Origin of the sequence: Labrenzia sp. PO1, from assembly GCF_012273635.1 — a bacterium.
Taxonomy (GTDB): Bacteria; Pseudomonadota; Alphaproteobacteria; order Rhizobiales; family Stappiaceae; genus Roseibium; species Roseibium algicola.
In genome coordinates this window covers 1,030,088-1,051,622 of the sequence record NZ_JAAXCR010000001.1, presented here as the reverse complement: position 1 = coordinate 1,051,622, position 21,535 = coordinate 1,030,088, and the positions used below count along the sequence as shown (strand labels likewise).

Genomic DNA, 21,535 nt, shown 5'->3' with positions numbered 1-21,535 from the left:
GGAATATCCGGGACCAAAAGATCGGACTTGAACCTCCTGAGGCGTTGATGGATGGGGCTGCTTGATGACTGGGCTGCTGGGCTTCTGGAAAAAAATGCATTCCGCCAAAGCCAGGGATCCCGAAACCGGTGATCCGTTCGATGCAGCGGCTTGGCTGGAAAAGGGCCTTGCGGATTTCGATGAAGCAGTCCGGCCAACATTCGGGCTGGTTCAGGTGCGGCGGGACATGGTTGACCTGCTTGCGCGGGCCGAAGCGGAAAATCGAATGACACCGGCCGAACGGGAAGCAACCTGGGCGGCATTCGATGCAGAGATAGAAAGGCGCTTTGGCGAACTTGGAAACGGTTCTACAACAACGGCAGATGTCACCCCGGCAACGACTGTGTCCAGGCCCGTGGACCGTGAAGCTGCGGCAATGGACGCAGCGCTTTCTGTTTTCGATACAACGATTGATGGCAGCCAGGAAAGAGCTGACTTCCTGGCAAACAGGGCCACTGGCATCCTTTCAATGTTTCTGGATGAGCAAGGTATCAAGGGTCCGGAGCGCAAGCAGATCGAGCAAAAGGTTCGTCACGCGATAGCCGAAGAAGCAAGAAACTGCGTCTTTCCAAGTTAAGTGTCGGGTTGATGACGTGGTCCAGACTTCAGGCAGGTACGTGTGCCCTGTTGGAGACACTCCCCAAGATGCAGCGCCGGATACGCATTTGTCGTCAATGCAAGTGGTTCTGGAAATTGCAACTTAAGATTTAGCTTCTATAAGCCGGACGGCCGTCGCCGGAATTCTCCACTATGGAATGCCGGGGCGGGACCGCATGGGGCATGCCTTGCCTGTCCCGGCGCTATCAAAAAAGTGTTTTCAAGTCCTGGGGGCCATTGTGCAGAAAAGTGTTGGATTGGTGAGATTTGCGTTGGTGTTCACAGGGCTGTTGATCGCCCTGGCTATCTTCAGTGTCATTCTGGAAACTCTAACAGGCTTCAGCGTGAGCGGTTCGGTGAACCAGATCGGTGCCGTATTGGGCGCTTCAAGCGACGCAGGGCGACACTATTACAAAAAGTACGAAATCATCCCCGACAGCGGTTTCGCCTGGCGGGCCGCTTTTCAGATGACGCTTGTTGAACTGGCCATTTCGGTAGCTATCGCCGGGGTGTTCGTATGGTTTCTTCTTTCGCAAGGCGAACTTGCGAACGGGCTCGGCTCCCTCATGGTCATTGTGGTGCCGCTGTTGATCTTTGTGTTCGCAATTTCCCTGGTTGCGAAACGGTACATGTTTACGAGCGGCGCTCGACATGCAGAAAAAGCCCACCTGAGAAAGCAGGAACAGAGCAGTACTGTTTTCGAGTGAGGTGGAAACCTGTCTGGGGACTTTGCACAGTGCCGCCGCCTTCAGGTCAAAACCAAGGCGGCGGCTCCAGTGGAGATTACCCGGTCGGACGTCCGGAACATCGATACAGGGTTCAGTGAGGCAGGCAGCCCAATGGCAGCTTCGTGTCAGGCAGCCGCGAAGGTGACCTTCACGCCGCGCTGGCGAAAGTAGGCCTGCATGAGCTTGCGTCCCGACCGGTTGTTCTGGACGAGCTTTGCCGGATCAAAAACGGCTTCCTTCTGGCCCTCGCGTTTCAAAGCTTCCTTGAGAGCTGCGATATGCAGGTCGATATCTTCGTTGTCGGCCTGCAGGGATTCATAAACGCGGTTCGTTGCTTCCGCTACGGTCAGTTCGCTCAATGGTGCATTCCCGATGTTGTTTAGCTGGCGATTACCACACTTTCCGACCTGATCCAAAGGGAGTTGATCCTTCCCAATCTTCACGCCTTCAGATGGTCGCTGGCAAGGCGGCGCAGGCACCACATTGCCAGGCTGGTAAATCTCAGCGCTCTACACCCACTGCGAAAGGGCGGCGCGAACATGGGGATCTCCATCGTCGCGGACCAGGCCGACATCCTCGGCGAGATGTTTGCTGTTGGGCAACAGGGATTGCCAGGCCAGTGCCCGCACCTGCGGCGTGTCATGATGTCTTGCAATGTCGCGCAAGGCCTCATGAAGATCGGTATCGCCCATAGCCGCTGCTGTTTCGAACAACGCGCGCTCCTGCGCCTGTCGATCGACATTCCCGGCGATAAGCTTGCCGAAGACACCTTCCGGCGTTTCTTCCAGGGTCATCTCGTATTGCCGGCGGTGCGCCGGATATGTCTTGGGCAGGAGCAGGTTGATGGACGCGGAAATCGAGGGCGCCGGGAGCTGCGTGTGAATATCGCGGCTGCCGTAATAGTACATCACCTTGCCTGGTGGCAGCCCGGTTTCCTCCTGAAACCTCAAGGGAACAAGTTCTCCCGGGACACCGCGCACGTTCTCGTATTCGTAGTCGTACAACTGGGTGCGGTACCCGGGACCGAAAGCGCCGACCGTGAAGAAATCGAAGCTGTGATCATGGGTTTCGTAATAGGAAAAGATTTCGGGGGGATGTTGAGGGCTTGGCGGCATCCACAGGACGGCACGCAGGGAATAGCCGTCGCCCTTGTGCAGCATCAAGGTTGACGGTTTGAAATCGTTGTCGACCTGGTAGTTCAGAAAATCCGCCAGACCATCGACAAGCAGACCGCGCAGCACATCTGGATCGCGTGCCAATGCAGCCATCCATTCGGCAACGCGCGACATTGCTTCCGGAGTGTAGCGGGAGGCGCGAAGATCCGGAACGATGCCGGATGCCTCCAGCCTTTCAACGAACTGATCAAGCGTCAGGGTCTCGTTCCCTTCGGGAAAATATGTCTCGGTCATGCCGCATCCCCGTCCATCGTTCTTGCAAGGGTTGCTCGCGCCGCTTCGCGAAGCGACGCATCGCGGTCACTGTGCGCCATTTGGTGCAAAGCGGTGAGAGCCTGCTGTGGCGCACAGCGATGAAGCAGCTTCAAGGCATCCCAGCGTGCAAAACCTGCCATGTTCGAATGCACCATTTTGGCCAGCGGTTCTTCAAGTCCATCGATCTGTTGCATGGCCTGAAGCAGTTGGAGAACCATCTGCATGCGCGAGGCATGCAGATCGGTGCTGACCTGCTGCAGTGGCTCCAGTGTCTCGCGGTCGAAGGTCCAGGTGCTGTGGGCCCGTGGCGGGGAATGCACGATCAACAACGGCGCGATCGGCGTGGCGGCGGCAATGTCGATGATGTCGCCGAACGCCGGGGCGTCATAGACGTCATGTGCCTTCAGCACGAGGTCGCTTTCCCGGCGCTTGAGGCTGGGAGGGCGCTGATGAAGGTTGTTGCGATCCAGCCCGCACTCCAGCCGCGGTATCCGTACGTCATTTGGTGACAGGTTCAACACGAAGGCATCAAACTCGTTGGCGGTGTAGACCGGTTGCCGGCCACCTTGTCCACTGAAGCGCAGCATCAGGCTGAACTGATCGGTCCGGCACAGGTAGACGTTGCCTTCCCGCTGTGCCGGTAAGCTGCCGCGTTCGCGCACAACGTGCAGCAGATCCAGCAACAGGCCGTTTATGCGTTGCGGATCGAGTGACCGCAGAATGCTGCCCAATTCGATGAATGAATCTATTTCGCCAGAAGGTGGGGTAAGGGCCTCGATCAAGTGTTGATATGGATTGTCTGTCTTCATCATCACACCTCCGCGTTGTTTCAAATGACGCTCAGAGGACGGATCTCCGGAAGCCGCCTTCGAGCAAAAGCATAGGATATCAAACCCTTGCCCGCCAAGACCAAACCGGTCACGGCGGCCATGCCGTTGTATGAAAAGAGGTAGGTGGCGATGAACCCGCCCCCGAGCACGATAACGAGACTGACTGTCGAGATGCGGGTCGCGACCTGTTCGTGACCCATGGTCTGCAGGATCACGAGGGACTGCCGCGTCAAGGCTTCAATGAAGGCTCCAACAGCAACCATCGCGAGTGCAGTCGTTGCGTCGGAGAACCCGGGGCCAAAGGCATTCAGAATGAAATGTCCGCTGATTAGCATCCCGGCCAGGAGCAATGAGCAGACCCCCAGGACGACGGCATTCGACTCGTTGATTGCCTTTTGCAATTTGGGACATTGCGACCGGTCGTCGGCGGCAGCGCCGCACAACGGGCGGATCATGAAGGATATGGTGGTCGGGATAAGCTGCATGATGCGAACCACCAGCAGGACTGCCGCATACAAACTTGTGGCGGCTTCGTTCGGCGAGGCGATTTCGACGATGAAGAGGTCGAGGTGCCACAACATCAGTGAATTGACCCGCATGATCAGCATTCGATTGCTGGTCCGTGACCAGGCCCTGTGGTGTTCGGCGGAGGCGCCCCGCGCCCGTGTCCACCATGCACCGTATATCTCGGGCTCAACGGTCCGAAAGATGACGGCATGCAGGAGCCCCAGAAACACAAACGATACCACGAGGATACCGATCATGACGCTGCTGCTCGAGACCGACAGCCGCAGCCCGTACACTGCCGCGGCGACACAGAAAAGCAGCACAAGATGAAGGGCCAGCGAGCCCAGGATGCTCCCGGTTCGCGGGTACCCGCTGGCGACGAGATATCGGTCGGTCAGAAGCGAAAGTGCGGCAATCGGGGCAATCCAGATACTGTGAAAAGCCAGATGGTACTCTTCGAAGCGCTTGTAATCGGCCAGGTGTGTTGCAAGTGCGATTGCCAGAAACACTGCATAGACTGCCAGGATGATTGAAAAGCCGAAGCGTATCCGGCTGCGGTTCCAGGCACAGTAAGCCCGAATACCCTCGAGGTTCACCGTTTTGCGCATGGTGGGCAGGTAGCGCGAAGCCACCATATCCGTTCCGGACAGTGACAGGGAGGCCAGCAGCGACAAGAGGGCGAATGCAACCTGATAGTCTCCGAAGAGCTCTGTCCCGAGCATGTTGGACAGAAGCAGGTTCGTCACGAGAGCCAACCCGTAGCCGGCTATGCTGATCACGGCCAATTGCACTGGTCTCGATGTCATGCACAGACCCGCGATATCGGCATCCACGCCAAAACGTGCCGCTTTCGTTGAAATTCGAGCCCGTCAGTTGCCTTCGACACGCAGTCTTCCTGTTGATCGTTTCCGGTTGCAATTTATCAGTCTATCGCCGTCTGACAGCTGAAGTCGCTTTTAGAAAATTCACCACATCGCGAGTTCGCTCTGGACAATCTAGTAGGTATGAGTGCAGGATTGAAACTGCAAATTGCAAACAAGGAGCACTAGATATGTCTGAAGCGAAAGCAAATATCGAGCGCAATACCGAAGTTGAAGCCGACATCGAGTTTGTCGATCCGTCGGAAACCGTTGCACTTGCCGGCTCCACGCCGCGCCAGTTGACGGGGCAAGAAGCAGGTCGTGTGGTCGGATTTGGCTGCGACGAGGATAAAACCACAGGTCGCTGATACCGGGTCTGCCGTTTTGGCTTCCCGGTTGAATCAGTACCGATAAACGCATGTCACGGATTTTGCTGACAGGCGCAAGTGGTCGGGTTGGGCGAGCGTTGATCGAACGCCTTGCCAGCCCGGAATTCGAGTTTGCCCTGGTTGGGCGCAGTGCGGAGTCTCTTCGGCAATTGTCGGATGAGATACACGCCCGGGGCGGAACCGCCCACATCATCGAAGCAAATCTCTCTTCAAAAACCACACCCGAAACTGTTGTCCAGCAGGCGGCAACTGCAATGGGCGGGCTCGACGTCCTGATCCATGGTGCGGCGGCATATGGGTTCCAGCCCTTCGCACCATCTTCCCGGGACCTGCTGCTGCGCGTGCTGGAAACCAGTCTTCAGTCCGCCATCCTTCTTACCCACGCCGCCATTCCGGCGTTGAAGCTTTCAAACAACGCCGTCGTCGTGCAGATCGCGTCTACCGCCGGTCTTCGGCCCGTTAGGGAAGCCGTTGTCTACAGCGCAGCCAAGGCGGGAATGATCGCGTTCGGCCAGGCCCTGCGGTCAGAGATGGAGGGGCTGGGTATTTCCCTGCACACTGTCATACCGGGCCAATTGCAGCTTCAGCCCGGGGGCACCGGGCTTCCACCCGCACATGTTGCCCAATGCATTCATGAGCTGATCCTGCAGCGGGCAACCGGTTGCGTCGGAACCGATGTCATTCTGGACGAGACGCGTTCCGAATAATCCTATGGATCGTCGCAGCCGTTGTATTTGCCACCTTTTCTGGCCTCGACGAATGTCTTCCAGTCACGCCAGCCCTGGGCACAATGAAAGCCCCATTCCCTCACGCGCGGCCCCGTGATGAAGAGGGTCCAGGCCGGTTCGGTGAGGACGGGAGACAGACGGTGCGCGAAGCGGGATTTACGGAGTACGACATCTCCGGCACGCAGTTTGCGCACCTTCTCGCCTTTACGGGCAGCGAAAGTCTCATCGATCGTGCCGGCCAGCATGATCGACACGCTCGGCCAGGGGTGGTCGTGCAGGGCTGCCTCGTCGTCAGCCCGTACGACATTGTGTAAATACGCGTTGATGAGCGGGTTCTTCGGCCACAAGCGCCAGCGGAAAATATACGGGGCGTCCGGATCACCCACTAACTGATCAGGCGGCCTGTCGACAGGCAGGAGCCGCCTTTTTAGCCGGGAGGCTAAAGCAGACATTCGGATCATCTGAAAATCCTCGCCGACCTGACCGCCGGTGTCAATCCAGATCCCTGCCCGGGTGAAATGGTCTGCGTTTCTTTTTCCGGTTCGTGGCCCGGCATCATCAGCCGCCAACAGCGACACGCCGGATGATGCCGGGCAGGACTTACAGGTTGGTTTCGCCGTTGATCAGATTGCTTCGTTTACGGGGAAGATATCTGCCCCGGCCCTTGCCAAGAACGGGCACACCTTTTTCCATCACCAGGTCGCCGCGCAGAAGAACCTTCACGGGCCATCCGGTCACCTCCATGCCTTCGTAAGGCGTGTAGTCGGCGCCATGGCCGAGGTCATCGTTGGTGATGGTTTTCCTGAGTTCCGGATCCCACAGGGTCAGATCGGCATCCGAACCGACCGCGATGGTGCCTTTCTGCGGATAGAGACCATACAGCTTGGCGTGATTGGTGGACGTCAGCGCAACGAAGCGGTTGAGGTCGATCCGGCCGGTCTTGACGCCTTTGGAGAACAATATCGGCAGTCTGGTCGCAACACCCGGAATGCCGTTCGGGATCCATCTGAAGGACTGCATTCCCTTCTCGGTCTTCTTGCCGACGGGGTCGTCAAACCGGAACGGGCAGTGGTCGGAAGAGTAAAGGTCGAACACGCCGTTTTCCAGACCGGACCAGCAGGCGTCCTGGCTTTCCTTGTCTCTGGGAGGAGGCGAGCAGACGAACTTCGCACCCTCGAAATCCTCAAGATCCAGATCGTCTGCCGTCAGAACGAGGTATTGCGGGCAGGTTTCACCGGCGATCTTCTGGCCTCTCAGCCTTGCACGCGAGATTTCCTCCATCGCTTCGCGGTTCGAAACATGGACGATGACGATCGGGGTATCGACGATTTCGGCCAGCGACAGGGCCCGGTGTGTTGCCTCTCGCTCTGCCGCGATCGGGCGAGACGTGGCGTGGTGGTACGGGGCGGTGTCGCCATCTGCTTCACGCCGTCCGATCAGGTAGCGAATGGCATCTTCGTTTTCGCAATGAACCAGCACGACCTGTCTGGAGCGTTTGGCCGCGTCCAGCGTGGCCAGGATTTCGTCGTCGCGCAGGCGCAGGCCTTCGTAGGTCATGAACACCTTGATCGACGTATAGCCTTCTTCCGCAAGTGCCGGCATTTCCTGGCCAAGCACATGCGGCGTCGGGTCGGAGACGATCATGTGAAAACTGATGTCGGTGAAGCAGTTGCCCTCTGCGAGGGCATGATATCCCTTCAACGCCTCGCGCAGGGTGTCGCCTTTCTGCTGAAGGCAGAAAGGCATTACCGTCGTGTTCCCACCAAGAAGCGCCGACCTTGTTCCGCTTTCGAAATCGTCCGCCATGACAATGCCTTCGCCGGATGGCTGCGCGATATGGACGTGACTGTCGATGCCGCCCGGCATCACGAGCAAGCCGGTCGCGTCGATGGTCGTGTCTGCTTCCTGCAGATCACGCCCGATTGCCACGATCTTGCCATCCGTAATGCCGATGTCTGCCTGATAGACATCGGCAGCGGTGACGATGGTGCCACCGCGCACCACTGTGTCGAAGGAGGGTGCCGTCATGCCGATGCTTTCACAGGTGCTGTTCCGGACGCTTCTTGACCGAGGGTTTCGTCCAGGGCGTTGGTCAGTCGATCGACTTCTTCAAGCGTGTTGTAATGGACCATGGACAGGCGCACGACGCCTCCGGCTTCGGCCAGCCCGAGGTCTTCGATCAGGCGCCGGGAATGGAAATCACCATGGCGGATCGCAACATGGTATTCGTCGATCTTCCGGCACAGTGCCTCCGGCGCCCAGCCTTTTGCCGTGAAGCTGATGGTTGCAATCCTGTTGCCGTTTCCAACCGTGTCACGCCCGACAATCGTGATGTCCGGGTGTTGCTTCGCCCAGTCGAGAAAGCGCTGGGTCAAGGCAATCTCTTGCGCCGCGATGGCAGAAAAGGCGGTCTCGATCAGGGCGCGCGGATCGGACGAGGCAGGGGCTCCGCATCGTTTCCCGAGTTCCTGCAGATAGGCTGTGATGGCTGTCAGCGAATAGGCAAGTTCATAATTCGGATTGCCTGCTTCCAGTTTTCCCGGGACTTTGTCCTTGCCGTAAAAATAGTGGTAGAGGGTGTCCAGCTCCAGAAGGTGGTCGTATTTGCCATACATCATCGCGATGTGCGGACCGAAGGTCTTGTACAGGCTGAAGATGTAGTAATCGACGTTCAGTTCCTGCACGTCGATCGCCCGGTGCGGCGCATAGGCAACCGCGTCGACGCACAGTCTGGCACCTCTGTGATGCACATAATCGGCGATTTCGCGAACGGGATTAACTTCACCCAGGATGTTGGAAACGTGGTGGACCGCAACGAGCCTGGTGCGTTCGTTCATCAGTTTGCCGAGATCATCCAGGTGCAGGGTCAGGCTGTCCTTGTCGAGCTGCCAGAAGATCACCTTGATGCCGAATTCCTCTAGCCGCAGCCAGGGGCCGATATTGGATTCATGGTCCGCGTTGGTCACGATCACCTCGTCCCCCGGCGCCAACTGGCGGCGCATGGATTCGACAAGGTTCTGCATCAGCACGGTGGTGGAATGGCCGAAGACGATCTCTTCGGGACGGGAGGCGTTGACCAGAAGCTGGCCGGCCTTGCGCGCTTCCAGGAGAGCTGCCGCCGCGGCCTTCGAAACTTCGTAGCTACCGCCGATCTGAACGTTTTTTTCGAGCAGGAATTGTTTGATCCGCTCGACTGCCTGGTTGAGGATCTGCGATCCGCCGGCATTGTCGAAAAAGACCCAGTCCGATTTCAGTCCCGGAAATTGATCCCGGACCCAGGCGATGTCCAGTTGTGCATTGTTTGGCATGGTTGGCTCCAGCAAAGGCAGTAAAATTCAGTGGTTGAGGACCGCGCTTAGAAAATTGCGGGTTCTTTGTTCTTTCGGGGTGTCGAAAATCTGCGCCGGCGTTCCGGTTTCCACGATCCTGCCGCCATCCATGAAGATCACCCTGTCGGCCACCTGGCGGGCAAAGCCCATTTCGTGGGTGACCACGACCATGGTCACGCCGGTTCCGGCAAGCTGGCGCATGACGTCGAGAACTTCGCCCACCATTTCCGGATCGAGCGCCGAGGTCGGTTCATCGAACAGGAGCACCTTGGGTTCCATTGCCAGTGCGCGGGCAATGGCAACGCGTTGCTGCTGACCGCCGGACAGTTGGCCGGGAAACTTGTCTGCCTGTTCGGCAATGCCGACGCGGGCCAAGAGTTCGCGGGCCTTCGTGGCAGCTTCCGCAGCCGGTGTCCTGCGCACACGCATGGGGGCCAGCATCACGTTCTTCAGGACACTCATGTGCGGGAAAAGATTGAACGACTGGAACACCATGCCGACTTCGGCGCGGACCTGGCCCAGTGTCGGTCCGGGCTGCACCGGAATGCCGTCGACCCGAATGCTGCCCTTGTCGGAATAGCTCTCCAGAAGGTTGATGCACCGGATCAGCGTGGATTTGCCGGACCCGGACGGGCCGATGACACAGACAACCTCGCCTTCGCCGATCGCCAGGTCTATGTCGCTGAGCGCGGCAAAGGCGCCGTAGTGCTTGGTAACGTTCTCGATTTCGATGATGTTTCGCATCACGCACTCCTCCGCCCGAGCCGGTTTTCAAAGCGCGAGACCAGGGCAACCAAGGGCCACAGGAACGCGAGATAGATGATGGCGGCGCCGATCAGGGGTGTGGGGTTGGCGGCAAGGGCCTGGGCCTGGGTCGCCTGCTTGAGAAGGTCCGGCATGGCAACGACGGAGGCCAAGGCGGTGTCCTTCATCACGTTGATGCAGTTGTTCGTCAGTGGCGGGATAACGATCTTGATGGCCTGCGGCAGCACGACGTCGACCATCATGTCCTTGTAGGACAGGCCAAGTGCGCGCGAGGCTTCAAACTGTCCGACGGGAATCGCCTGAATGCCCGCCCGAAAGATTTCTGCGGTATAGGCGCCGGACACGAGCGTCAGCGCGAGCGTGGCGGACAGGAATGGTGACAGCCTGATGCCGACGAATGGAAGGGCGTAGTAGACGACGATCAGGAGTACGAGCAGCGGGATTGACCGGAAGATGTCGATATAGATGGCGGCCGGTACACGTATCCAGGATGAGCCGTACATGCGCACAAGGGAAAGGCAAAGCCCGAGAACAAGGCCGGCAACGATACTGGTTGCCCCGATTTGCAAGGTTACGACAAGGCCGCTCATGAGGAGCGGAAACGTTCGGATGAAGACCGGAACGTTGAAGAACGTTTCGAAGAGGTCCATGAAAAGTCCGGAAGAATGGCTGGAATCAGGGAAGGCGCGGGCCCTCCCGAAGGCGGCCCGCGCGTGCTTTGCTTACAGCTTGGGCATGTCGAGGATGGTAACCGTCGAGGTGGTTTCTTCGGCGCGAGAACCGAACCATTTCTCGTGCAGGTCAGCCACGACGCCTTCCTTCTTCAGTTCGGACAGGACGTCGTTCACCTGGCTTGCCAGTTCCGCGTCCTTGGCAAACATCATGGAGTACTGTTCGCCGGTGGTGATGCGTTCGACGACCGCAAGGTTCGGCTTGTCCTTGGTGTAATAAAGCAGCGCCGGGATGTCGCTTATGTAGCCGTCGATGCGGCCCGCCGTCAGATCGAGCATGGCCGGGGCCAGGCCTTCGTAGCGGCGGATTTCACCAAAGCCGTATTTCTCCTGATTTTCGGTGGCCCAGATGTCGCCGGTAGAGCCCGTGTCGACGCCGATGACCTTGCCTTTCATGTCGGCAACCGATTTCAGGCCACTGTCGGCGGTAACGGTGAGGGACTGGTCGCTGTCATAGTAAGGCTGGGCGAATGTGACCGATTCCAGACGCTTCTTGGTGATGGTGATCGAGGACACCGCCATGTCGATCCGGCCCGACTGGACCGCGGAAAACAGCCCGTTGAACGGGATGTTTTCAAACTCGATCGATTTGCCGAGCCTGTTTGCGACCTCGGTTGCAAGATCGATTTCAAAACCGACGGTCTTGCCCGACTCATCCTGGAATTCCCACGGAACGTTGCCGATGTTGGCGCCGACTGTCAGGTCTGCGGCCATGGCGGTGGTCATGGAGGAAAACGTGAGCAAGCCTACGGTTGCAGCCGTTTTGATGAAGGAGTGAAGAGACATTTTATTCCCCTGGTGACTATTCTTGGTCTAACTGGTATGACTGGTCTGACCAGTTAGACCAGTAAACAGATCGATCAAACGGGATGCAAGCGTTAAAATGATGCTGATCGCGTTTCGGCGGGCTAAAAGAAAGGCAGAACGGCACACGCGCCGTACGAACCATGAAAGACACAATGATTACACGTACGCCGGTTCCGCAAAGCATCGCCCGCAAGCTTCAGGAGATGATCCTCAGCGGAGCGCTCAAGAGCGGGGAGAAGATCCCTTCGCAGCGGGAAATGTCGGAAGAGTTCGGTGTCAGCAGGGCCTCATTGCGCGAAGCCCTGCTGACGCTTGAAACCATCGGCCTGATCAAGACCGAAGCGGGCAGGGGGACGTTTGTCGTCGGCACCGGTTCGGGCAAGACCATGTCGGACTGGAAGTTCGCCGAGGAGCATTCCCTTCAGGAAGTGTTCGAGACCCGGCTTGTTCTTGAAGGCGAGATTGCGGCTCATGCAGCGGGGCGACTGTCGGAGGAAGATCTCGACCGGCTCTCGCAACTGACCGACCTGATGGAACAGGCCTGGTCCAATCGCGATTTTCTCAGCAACGTGGATGCCGATCTGGAGTTTCACGACCTGATTGCCCGGCGGTGCAGGAACCGCATGATTGCGGGCCTTTACGATCAGGTCCGGAAACTTCTGACGGAGACCCAGCGCCAGCCGATCCCGATCACGGATCCGCTGCGCATGCGGGCCTCGCTGGCTGAGCACCGGGTCATCGTTGCCGAACTGCGCAAGGGCGATGCGGAAGCCGCCCGAACCGCAATGCGCAGCCATGTCGCCAACACCGCGCTGTGCGCCGGGTTTGAGATCGCTTGAAGTGCCAAACGCCTGCGCCGTTTCCAGAGTGTATCGGAACGGTGGGGTGGGGACGGTTGGCGGAGAGAGGCCTGCTACCCCTTTCCTCCCACCTACAACTGACCTTCGACGGGAAGCGTTGCGATGATGCCGGAGGTGAAGCGCTGGCCCAGTGTCGATCCCGGGTCCGAGGTGAAGGTGACGATCTCGCCATCTTCTTCGCTCTTCCAGAGGATCCTGCCGTTGTCGTCCAGTTCGAGCCGGTAGCTGTTTTTCAGCGAAACGCCTTCATTCAGGAACACTGTCAGCCTGCGGGCAAGTTCGGGGCTTTCCACGTAGAGGCCGATCTCCGTATTGAGGTTGGCTGATCGTGGATCCAGATTGAAACTGCCGACGAAAATCGAGGCTCCGTCGAAGACTGCGGCCTTGGTGTGCAGCCCGGCCTTGGAGTCTGTCGAAAAGAGCGTTTGCTGGACCCTGGCGGAATCGGCCCTGACCTCATGCAGCTCTATGCCGGCTTCCAGAAGTTCCGCGCGGTATTTCGAATAGCCGGCGTGAACCGCAACCACATCGTTTGAACTGAGCGAGTTGGTGAGAACGCGGACCTTCACGCCGCGCGCCGTAAGCTGCTTCAGCTTGTCCGCGCCTGCCTGCGTCGGAACGAAATAGGCGTTTTCCATCAGGAGTTCGCGTTTGAGCCCTTCCACCTTGCCGACAAGTGCCTTGAGGATCTTGCCACCGCTTTTTCCCGCGATGAAATCGGCCGGATCATCCCAAACGACAAAGGCCGGTGCCCAGACCAGTTGCCTTGTGAGCGAGGACATCGACTGGCGGACGGCAGTGACCCTCTGGCGGAAAGGATAGGGATATCCTTCGGTATCGATCGTCTCTTCCAGTTTCATCCGGGCCATTTCCAGGTCGGTTTCGCCAAAGGTCCGGTTGACGCTGGCCGCGACAGGCACCGACCAGTCCCTGTTCCAGAAATAATCAAAGACGCTCGAGGCATCCCGCACCACCGGGCCGACCGCTGCAATGTCCAGGTCGCGGTAGTTGGATTCCTCGGAAACGTCGAAATAGTGGTCGCCGATATTGCGCCCGCCGAGAAGCGCAACCGCATTGTCGGCGATCATCAGCTTGTTGTGCATGCGGTGGTTCAGGCGGTCGAAGTCACCGATCAGGTTGAAGACCCGCGAGGACCGGCTCACGAAGGGGTTGAACAACCGGATCTCGATATTCGGATGGGCGTCCAGACTGGCGAGGATTTCATCGCGTCCGTTGACGTTGATATCGTCGATGAGAAGACGCACGCGCACACCGCGATCCGCGCTGCGCAAAAGGGCTTGCGCGAGGATGCGCCCGCTCTGGTCCGCATCCCAGATGTAGTATTGCAGATCGAGGCTGTGCTCGGCGAGCTCCGTCATGGCCACGCGGATGGCAAAGGCGTTGCGCCCTGTCGTGACGAGCGAGACACCCGATCTGCCCGGATGGCTTTTTTCCGCAGCCCGGAACAGGCGACCCAGAGAGGTGCTGCGATAGGCCGTAAAGGCACTCGTCTCGACGCGCGGGTAATCCGTGTTCAACGTCGAACAGGCTGCCAGAAGCAGCGTTGCAAGACAGAGAAGGCAGGCCCAGCTTCGCATCGTTCCCCGCATGACAGACACAGGTTGCCAGGGGCCCTGTTCCCGCCCGGCGTCAAGGATCGACGTTGGTTACTGAGGCAAGGACCGGGGCTATCGGCAGTCTCTACCCAGAATTGTTACTTCATGCCTGCACGCCGGTCCATTGTGCAGATTGACAGGCGCGCTCCGGCACCTGCCGTGCGGTGTTTATTTTTCCTGTGCGCCTCGGGACATGACATGCAAAGACGCACGGTTCGGATTGATGCTTCTGCGCAGGAGGTTTCCCTCACCGTGCTGGCAGAAACCTGTCCTTTGCCTTTGGGGCGAAGATCGAGGGAACGGCGCACACCAGACGTGGGTGAGACCTTTAAGGAGCAGGCAGCGCTTCAGGCATCCAGTGCGTGGAGTTGCGGCTGGCCTTGAAGAAACACTGCCCGTATTTCTTAAGGGTTTCCTGATTGATCTCGAAGCCGAGGCCAGGTGTCTGCGGCATGGCAAACCAGCCATTTTCGTGCAGGAACGGCTGCGAGAAGATCTGGTCGCGGCCTTCCGGTGTCCAGCCCGGTGGTGAGAGCGGATATTCAAACAGCTCCTCACCGGCAAACCCGCTGGCGGCAAAGACATGCGCATTTGCGATGAAGCCGAAGCCGTTCGACCAGCAATGCGGCGTGAACCTGATGCCTTCTTCCCTGCAGAGCGCGGCAACCTTGAGGCACTGGGTAATCCCGCCGGCCCACATGGCATCGGGCTGGAAGATATTGTAGCAGCCCATCTTCATCATCCGGGCGAGTTCCCTGTAGCCCATGACATGAAGTTCGCCGCCGGCGACAGGAACGCGCGAATAGGTTGTCAGTCTGGCGATTTCCTCGTGCCATTCGCCAAACAGCGGTTCTTCCACCCAGGCAAGGCCGACATCCGCAGCAGCATCGACAAAGCGTTTGGCCCGGTCCAGCGACCAGAGCGGCGCATCGCCGTTCTGGGTCAGGCGGAAGGCCTGATTGCAGTCGACCGAGATCCTCATCCGTCCCTGCATGTGACGGGCGATATCCGAGATATGGTCGATATCAACGGCCTCATCGAAGTCATGGACACGAATTTTCATCGTGTCGAACCCTTCGGCAAGCCGGGCTTCGGCTTCCTCGCGCCGCGCGCCCGGGTCCCGAAGCTCGCCGGAAGAGGCATAAAGCCTGATGCGGTCATCCGTTCCGCCAAGCAGCTTGTAAAGCGGCAGGCCCGCGCTCTTGGCCTTGATGTCCCAGAAGGCAGGCTCAAGCCACCAGTTGAAATTGCCACCCGCCGCCATGATCTGGATGCGCTCGGAAAGCCTTTCGATATCGCCTGCATCCTGGCCGAGGAACAGACCTGCCAAGAGGTCGCCCAGCCCGGCGCGCTCGCGCCCCGCAGCCGGAAACCCGCTCCATCCTTCAACACCGTCATCGGTGATGAACCGGACGATGCACATGGAGACATGGGTCCGGATCGTTCCAGGGATCCACGAGGGCGCATGCGGCGCGGGCAGGGGTGTTTTCACAAGGTAGAGTTCAACGCGGTCAAGCACTTGCATGTTCGGTCCATTGAAAAGGGGGCGCTGCCTGAAGGATCCAGGAGCATCAGGAGAACAGTCGGCTGTTGCGTGAACGCTAGAAAGGAATTGGTCTGGCCAACATATCCAATTTGACAATTTTCAGAGTCCAATTGGATGGCGGGGGCGGTCTCTATAGAGGCAGTGTTTCAGCCTGAATTGCTGAGCTGCCGTTAGTTACGGATGAGTGTGGGTCTATTGCGGGTGGGGAGCTGGTGTTCGCTGAGGGCGCATGCATCTGGGCTGCGATATCGGAAGTGGACATTGGCGAATGGTCGCTTTTGATTTGCTCAGGGACTTTTGCGCCTTTCAATGAATTGATGTTCTTGCTAGAGCTGCTTGAGGCAGTTGTTGCAATCGGAGGAAGAGTATTGTCGAGCCTGAAAGTCCGTCAGATTCAATCAAAAATTCGTAGCAAGTTTGAGAGTGGCCTCGATTTGACGGGCATTTCCGAGACTGATCCTCAGCGTGATGTGAAGATCTTAACTCGATGTCTCGCAGCGTTTGCGGTCTACAATGCTACTGGATGTTCAAACGACGAAGCGGCCAATGCAGTTTGGGACGGCAGTGACGACAATGGTATCGACGCCGCATTCTTCGATCCAGAAGAGCGACAGGTTGTTGTTGTGCAATCAAAGTGGATCCAATCAGGCTCTGGAGAGCCTGAGGCAAGCGCTATATCAAACTTTGCCGATGGTGTGCGCGATCTAGTAGAAAATGCAATCGATAGTTTCGCAGAAAGGCTGCACAGTAAAGTTGGTGAAATCTCTGACGCCCTTATGCAGCCGGGGACAACAATCCAGCTTATCGTCGTGTCGACAGGCTCAAGCGACCTTGCTCTGCACGGGACAAGGAAACTAGATCGGCTTGTTGACGAGCTGAATGATGGAGAGGACGACGGTATTGCGACTTCTTCGATTCTCGGCATGTCTGAGGTATTCAAAGGACTAGCTTCCGACGCGAACGTCGGTCAGATCAAGCTCGCAGCGACCCTTTTGGATTGGTCTAGGGTTACACATCCGCACAAAGCATATGTTGGCATAATTGATGGAAGCCAGCTCAAATCATGGTGGCAGAACCATGGTAAACGGATCGTGGCAAAGAACATACGCTATGCACTGGGCGATACTGACGTAAACAGCCAAATCAAGGCCACCGCGGAGAATAGCCCTGAAGACTTCTGGTACTTTCACAATGGAATAACTCTTATCGCGGATGAAGCGTCTCGAGCGCCAAGCGCTTCAGCATCTCATGCATCTGGAAATTTTGAGTTCCGAGGCGCTTCAATTGTAAATGGTGCGCAAACAGTCAGTACTTTGGCAAGAGTCACAGACGATGAGGCTCTTGGTAGTGTAAAAGTATCAATGCGAGTCATCCTGTTGAGCGAAGCACCTGAAGACTTCGGGTCCAATGTTACGAGAACCAACAATCTGCAAAATCGAGTCGAGGGTCGAGATTTCGTATCGCGAGATCCGGAGCAAGATCGAATTCGTGGAGAAATGTCATTGGAGCAAATTGACTACCAGATTCATCGTAGCGAGGATTTTGTTCCTACCTTCAATTCTTGTGACTTAATTGAAGTAACCACTGCGCTAGCGTGTGCGTCATCTGAGCCGTCGCACTCTGTTGCGGCAAAAACCGGGATTGGCCGCTTCTACAACGACTTGTCGCGAGCGCCATACAAAGCCATTTTTAATCCGCAAACAACCGGTGCGCGAGCCTTCAATGCTGTCAGAGTGTTGAGATCTGTCGACAAGTGGATTGCTGTCCGCAAGTCTCAAGCCGATCGTAAAAGTGGATACTCGTGGGGCCTACTGGTTCACGGCAACCGGGCTATTGCTGCTTCTGTATTTGAGCGGCTTGGAAATGCTCTTCTTGACCAGCCTATCTCAGAGTTCCCAGATGACTACGAGTCCAAGGTTTTTGCGGCTTGTGACGAAGTATACCCTTCAATGTTGCAGCATCTTCAAGATGATTTTCCTAACAAGGCGCTAGCAGTACTTTTCAAGGGGCCGACAAACTGCAAAATGATCTACGAATACATATCTAAGAACCTTTCTGCTCAGGCCTTGTTTTAGTGATGCTGTAGTCAATGGGATGAGTTTCGCGCAATTGCTAAATCTGTCCTCCAGTTGCCCGATCTGTTACTTTTGCCGCAAGAGGTGAACTACCAGGAAACGAGGTTTGTTTAACGAATGTCCGCAATGCGTGCCACGACTGCACCAATGCAGTCAGTTTCCGAATGTTGGCTTTGGGCCGTTTTTGTCGACTAGGCACGAGCTAAGGTCAGGATCGGGATACTGTCCTGCGGCAAATCCGTTTCGAGCCCACGGCGGCTAATGCTGCGCAGGAAACGAATGTCTGATCAAAGGTGCGTATCTTATAAATGGTGCGTCGTTTCACTTAACCATCGTGAGATTTTAGCTGGCGTGGAGCGTAGAACTAGTGTGTAACTCCAAATCGATGTAACAGAATAGGCAATATTTTTACGCCCTAAGACGAAAAAAAATCTGTCATTATTACTGCGTTTGTTTCGGAATTTATTGATGCGCAGGAAATATTGTGACTATTGCATTCAGCGTGCTAACGACTTTTTGCGAGATGACAAACAAGCAGGGACTGTAATTTCTACACGCCGAGGATTGCCTAAGTATGCGAAGTGGATTCTCTGGAACGGCTAAGGCAGGCGACAATTGCTTCGGCTCTATCGATGCTCGAGGCAAGTTCGTGGACCACTGCATGACCGTCTTCGCACATCGCTGCCTCGGTCTTGATCAATTGGTCAAGAGCATTTTGAGCCAGCGTAAGGTCAGCGCATCGCTCGGCGACGGATAACATTGCCTCCGCTTGATTGCAGCGCAAATGAGCCCATTCGTTCGGTGTGCGGTTGCGGGTCATTTCTTTCAAAGCCAAGCCAATAACGGTTATGGCCTCCTCTAGCCGCGCAGTGTCGGTTTCGATTTCTCCAAGGGCTTTGAGCGCATTGCCGAGGTTCATTTGGTTCCTAGCCCATTCGCGCGGAACACTGTCGCGCCTATTTTCCTTAAGCGCCAATCGAATGGCGGTGACTGCTTCCTCCAGATGCGCAGTGTCGGTTTCGATTTCTCCAAGGGCCTTGAGCGCATTGCCAAGGCTCATTTGAGTCCTGGCCCATTGAAGCGGCACACGGTCACGGGTATGTTCCTCAAGTGCGGCACGAAATGCTGCAACGGCCTCCTGCAGCCTGTTGGTGTCCTTCTCGCGTTTTCCGAGGGATGAGAGCGCGGTGCCGAGGCTCGTTTGAGCTTCTGCCCAATCGAGAGGTACGCGGTCGCGGGTGCGTACCTCAAGCGCCGAGCGAAAGGCAGAAACGGCCTCTTCAAACCGTGCTGAGTTGTTTTCTCGCCTTGCAATTCTCGCAAACACAACGCCAAGGTTCATTTCGATTGCAGCCCATTGGAGCGGAGCGCGTTCGCGAGTGACTTCCATTAGAGCGTTAACGTAGGCAGCCCCCGCCTCCTCCAGCCGCACAGTGTCGTTCTCGCGTTCTCCGAGGGTCGAAAGTGCGGTGCCGAGGTTCATCTGGATCGTTGCCCATCCAAGTGGTTCGCGTTCACGTGTGCGTTCCTCAAGTGCGGCACGAAATGCTGCAACGGCCTCTTGCAGCCTTGCGGTGTCGTTCTCGCGTTTTCCGAAGGCAGTAAGCGCGTTGCCGAAATTCATCTGGGTTTTGGCCCATTGGAGCGGAGCGCGGTCGCGGGTGACTTCTTTTAGCGCAGCAAGGTAGGCAACGCGGGCCTCCTCCAGCCGCACAGTGTCGTTCTCGCGTTCTCCGAGAGTCATAAGTGCGGTGCCGAGATTGTTGAGGCAAGCGTGCTTCTTGTCCCGGTCTTGAGCAAATCGTTCGCTCATTCGGCGCATGATAGCGATGGCGACCTCGGCGTCGAAGTTTAGGCCTTTTTCGTTGCCACGCTTGTACCACTGGATGAAGGCGCCGCGCAGGCTGTCGTACTGACGTGCTGGCTCCGGCGTGTCTAAGCAGCTTTTCTTAAGTTCATAGCAGACAGCCGCATCAACATTGCGGGTCAGAATCGCCTGAGCAATACCCTTATCGTATAGGCGTATCAATCCGGCCTCGACGCGCACCTCCTCTTCCGAAATCAGAACCGCAGCGTCATCGATCCGACCTTCATGATTGAGAACGTCGACACGTTGAAGTACAGCAGTCACTGCATCGTCAGTGTTAGCTGATAGAGTGTCTTTGGCACTCTCCTCAGCCGCCACCTGCAAGGCACATTCTAGTCCTCGCAATGCGCCGTCCAGATCTCCGGGATTGCCCTCAGCGTAGCGCTCGGCGATTTCGACAGCAAGGTTGGTGGAAAGCTGAAGCTTCTTTGCGAGGTCTGCTTTTTGCTCGATCAATTGCATGGTCAGCAGCCATTGTGGACGGTCAGTATGATCTACCAGCGCGTCGATTTCTTCCTGTGCAATGCCAAGCGCATCTTGGTAAAGGCGGATTGTGCGGGCACGAGGTTTCTTTGTCTGCCCGTTCTCAAATTTCAACACGTCTGGCGCGCGACGCTCGCCGGTAGGATCTTCTCTGGGGTAGAGGCGCGAGGAAAGCGCGGCGAGGCCCAGTCCCTGCTGTGTGCGTTTGCGCTTCACAAGGGCACCAAAACGACTGCCAAAGCTATCGGAGTTTCCCAAGTTTTCCCCACATGAAGCTTCCGCGATTCTGGTTCAGTGTAAAAAATCACGTGAGGCCGGAGTATACCTCCGGTGGGCGCCCACTCAACCTACGAGTGGAGATCGGCAATGAAGAAAGTGCTTATCAAGTCCATGGCAATGCTCTGGACACACCGTATTGTGTACTTGGCTTTGGCAGGCGCATATGCGGCGCTGTGCCTGGGAGCTGACAAGGACCTGGTTAATCAACTTGTGACTGCATTCTATGCTGTTTTGGCAATTCAACACGGACGCTGATCGAATGCTACTTCGCAAGTCCGATCAGTGCACAAGCTTCGGCGCTTCGTAAAAACCGATCGAAACTAAATCGTCATTCAAAGGCTGCTGCTGCAAAAACAAGCAACACCGCATTTAACACCATTGGCGAATAAGTTACACGTAGCGATGCGTCATCTGGTTAGTGGCTCGCGGAATCCTTACATGACTAGAGATTATAAACTCGGCGGGGCAAATTATCCTAGGCGTAGTGTTACCTTGACGATCGGCATTGCCCAGCGAGCGGCACAATCGTGTGTGAGGCAGCGTCAGAATCCGAAAGCAGACATTGCAGGTGGTGAGGCGAACGTTGGCTTTGTCCGCTCTGCCAGCATCTGGCGGCCACCTGATTTCGCAAATGCAATGAAATACCGCTTCGGCGGGCTGCACTGCAATAGCGTAGCAGCGAGTAAATGACCTCGTAGGGCAGAAATCGCGCACGTGGTCGCTACAGGTGAATGACTGCTTCGCTCGGATCAACCGTCTCGAACAAACCGTCTTCAGTCGGCCCCAACCAGGACGTTTGTGGTCCCTTGTGAAAAAATGGGTTGTGATCAATCCGGCGGGCGTTGAAACCAAACAGTTGTTTACGATGCCTGACCACAAGTAGCTGAGAAATTGCTTTCGCGCTCTTGCGGGCCGCAAGCAGAGTTAGCCTGCGATCATGTTGCGACTAGGTACGGGGATTTCGTTGCAAGATGTTGGTAGCGGAGGAGGGACTCGAACCCCCGACACGCGGATTATGATTCCGCTGCTCTAACCGGCTGAGCTACTCCGCCATCCCGTGCGATCCGGG

General features: G+C 56.9%; 20 protein-coding genes and 1 tRNA gene. 7 read left to right on the top strand and 14 right to left on the bottom strand.

The window, feature by feature from the left end; all coding sequences use genetic code 11:
* Window positions 1-94: 94 nt before the first annotated feature.
* On the top strand, window positions 95-616 hold the full coding sequence (locus HCG46_RS05010) for a hypothetical protein (RefSeq protein ID WP_205838369.1): 522 nt from the start codon (window positions 95-97) through the stop codon (window positions 614-616).
* Window positions 617-812: 196 nt separating this feature from the next.
* Complete coding sequence (locus HCG46_RS05005; RefSeq protein WP_168684929.1) at window positions 813-1,343, top strand: ABZJ_00895 family protein; 531 nt, start codon at window positions 813-815, stop codon at window positions 1,341-1,343.
* 146 nt (window positions 1,344-1,489) lie between these two features.
* Here the strand turns inward: HCG46_RS05005 and HCG46_RS05000 are convergent, their stop codons facing one another.
* The 4 genes from HCG46_RS05000 to HCG46_RS04985 form a co-directional block, all read right to left on the bottom strand.
* Complete coding sequence (locus HCG46_RS05000) at window positions 1,490-1,723, bottom strand: hypothetical protein (RefSeq protein ID WP_152509823.1); 234 nt, start codon at window positions 1,721-1,723, stop codon at window positions 1,490-1,492.
* A gap of 150 nt (window positions 1,724-1,873) precedes the next feature.
* Window positions 1,874-2,773 (bottom strand): hypothetical protein, encoded by a 900-nt coding sequence (locus HCG46_RS04995; RefSeq protein ID WP_075282386.1) that lies wholly within the window; start codon window positions 2,771-2,773, stop codon window positions 1,874-1,876.
* Window positions 2,770-3,606, bottom strand: a complete 837-nt coding sequence (locus tag HCG46_RS04990) for a hypothetical protein (RefSeq protein ID WP_168684927.1) — start codon at window positions 3,604-3,606, stop codon at window positions 2,770-2,772. Before HCG46_RS04990 ends, HCG46_RS04995 begins: the two co-directional genes overlap by 4 nt.
* Before the next feature lie 17 nt (window positions 3,607-3,623).
* A complete protein-coding gene (locus tag HCG46_RS04985; RefSeq protein WP_168684925.1) occupies window positions 3,624-4,937 on the bottom strand; it encodes an oligosaccharide flippase family protein in 1,314 nt (437 codons plus the stop codon).
* A gap of 245 nt (window positions 4,938-5,182) precedes the next feature.
* Here HCG46_RS04985 and HCG46_RS04980 point away from each other — a divergent pair, with 245 nt between their 5' ends.
* Both HCG46_RS04980 and HCG46_RS04975 read left to right on the top strand, forming a co-directional pair.
* The gene (locus HCG46_RS04980; RefSeq protein WP_023003345.1) at window positions 5,183-5,359 is read left to right on the top strand and encodes a hypothetical protein; all 177 of its coding nucleotides are present in this window, start codon (window positions 5,183-5,185) and stop codon (window positions 5,357-5,359) included.
* A 50-nt stretch (window positions 5,360-5,409) separates the two neighbouring features.
* Window positions 5,410-6,087, top strand: a complete 678-nt coding sequence (locus HCG46_RS04975) for an SDR family oxidoreductase (RefSeq protein ID WP_168684923.1) — start codon at window positions 5,410-5,412, stop codon at window positions 6,085-6,087.
* A gap of 2 nt (window positions 6,088-6,089) precedes the next feature.
* On the opposite strand, the gene HCG46_RS04970 is transcribed toward HCG46_RS04975, so the two are convergent.
* The 6 genes from HCG46_RS04970 to HCG46_RS04945 form a co-directional block, all read right to left on the bottom strand.
* Entirely contained in the window at window positions 6,090-6,677 is a 588-nt protein-coding gene (locus tag HCG46_RS04970) for a hypothetical protein (protein ID WP_168684921.1), read from the bottom strand.
* Window positions 6,678-6,708: 31 nt separating this feature from the next.
* A complete protein-coding gene (hydA, locus tag HCG46_RS04965; RefSeq protein ID WP_168684918.1) occupies window positions 6,709-8,136 on the bottom strand; it encodes a dihydropyrimidinase in 1,428 nt (475 codons plus the stop codon).
* The gene (locus tag HCG46_RS04960) at window positions 8,133-9,416 is read right to left on the bottom strand and encodes a cysteine desulfurase-like protein (protein ID WP_168684916.1); all 1,284 of its coding nucleotides are present in this window, start codon (window positions 9,414-9,416) and stop codon (window positions 8,133-8,135) included. Before HCG46_RS04960 ends, hydA begins: the two co-directional genes overlap by 4 nt.
* Window positions 9,417-9,443: 27 nt before the next feature.
* The gene (locus tag HCG46_RS04955) at window positions 9,444-10,181 is read right to left on the bottom strand and encodes an amino acid ABC transporter ATP-binding protein (RefSeq protein ID WP_023003350.1); all 738 of its coding nucleotides are present in this window, start codon (window positions 10,179-10,181) and stop codon (window positions 9,444-9,446) included.
* Window positions 10,181-10,852 carry an amino acid ABC transporter permease gene (locus HCG46_RS04950; protein ID WP_168684914.1) on the bottom strand — a complete coding sequence of 224 codons (672 nt, stop codon included), beginning with the start codon at window positions 10,850-10,852 and terminating at the stop codon, window positions 10,181-10,183. The genes HCG46_RS04955 and HCG46_RS04950 overlap by 1 nt, the downstream gene beginning before the upstream one ends.
* Before the next feature lie 72 nt (window positions 10,853-10,924).
* Entirely contained in the window at window positions 10,925-11,719 is a 795-nt protein-coding gene (locus HCG46_RS04945) for an ABC transporter substrate-binding protein (protein ID WP_023003352.1), read from the bottom strand.
* Between the two features lie 173 nt (window positions 11,720-11,892).
* Here HCG46_RS04945 and HCG46_RS04940 point away from each other — a divergent pair, with 173 nt between their 5' ends.
* Window positions 11,893-12,579 (top strand): FadR/GntR family transcriptional regulator, encoded by a 687-nt coding sequence (locus HCG46_RS04940; RefSeq protein ID WP_023003353.1) that lies wholly within the window; start codon window positions 11,893-11,895, stop codon window positions 12,577-12,579.
* Between the two features lie 92 nt (window positions 12,580-12,671).
* Here the strand turns inward: HCG46_RS04940 and HCG46_RS04935 are convergent, their stop codons facing one another.
* A complete protein-coding gene (locus HCG46_RS04935) occupies window positions 12,672-14,198 on the bottom strand; it encodes a phospholipase D family protein (RefSeq protein WP_168684912.1) in 1,527 nt (508 codons plus the stop codon).
* 346 nt (window positions 14,199-14,544) lie between these two features.
* Window positions 14,545-15,741 carry a mandelate racemase/muconate lactonizing enzyme family protein gene (locus HCG46_RS04930; protein WP_168684910.1) on the bottom strand — a complete coding sequence of 399 codons (1,197 nt, stop codon included), beginning with the start codon at window positions 15,739-15,741 and terminating at the stop codon, window positions 14,545-14,547.
* 275 nt (window positions 15,742-16,016) lie between these two features.
* Between HCG46_RS04930 and HCG46_RS04925 the strand changes: the two genes are divergently transcribed.
* On the top strand, window positions 16,017-17,837 hold the full coding sequence (locus tag HCG46_RS04925) for an AIPR family protein (protein WP_205838368.1): 1,821 nt from the start codon (window positions 16,017-16,019) through the stop codon (window positions 17,835-17,837).
* A 568-nt stretch (window positions 17,838-18,405) separates the two neighbouring features.
* Here the strand turns inward: HCG46_RS04925 and HCG46_RS04920 are convergent.
* Window positions 18,406-20,445, bottom strand: a complete 2,040-nt coding sequence (locus HCG46_RS04920; RefSeq protein ID WP_168684908.1) for a tetratricopeptide repeat protein — start codon at window positions 20,443-20,445, stop codon at window positions 18,406-18,408.
* A gap of 108 nt (window positions 20,446-20,553) precedes the next feature.
* Between HCG46_RS04920 and HCG46_RS04915 the strand changes: the two genes are divergently transcribed.
* Complete coding sequence (locus tag HCG46_RS04915) at window positions 20,554-20,721, top strand: hypothetical protein (protein WP_168684906.1); 168 nt, start codon at window positions 20,554-20,556, stop codon at window positions 20,719-20,721.
* Window positions 20,722-21,441: 720 nt separating this feature from the next.
* On the opposite strand, the gene HCG46_RS04910 is transcribed toward HCG46_RS04915, so the two are convergent.
* A tRNA-Met gene (locus HCG46_RS04910) sits at window positions 21,442-21,518 on the bottom strand.
* Window positions 21,519-21,535 lie beyond the last annotated feature (17 nt).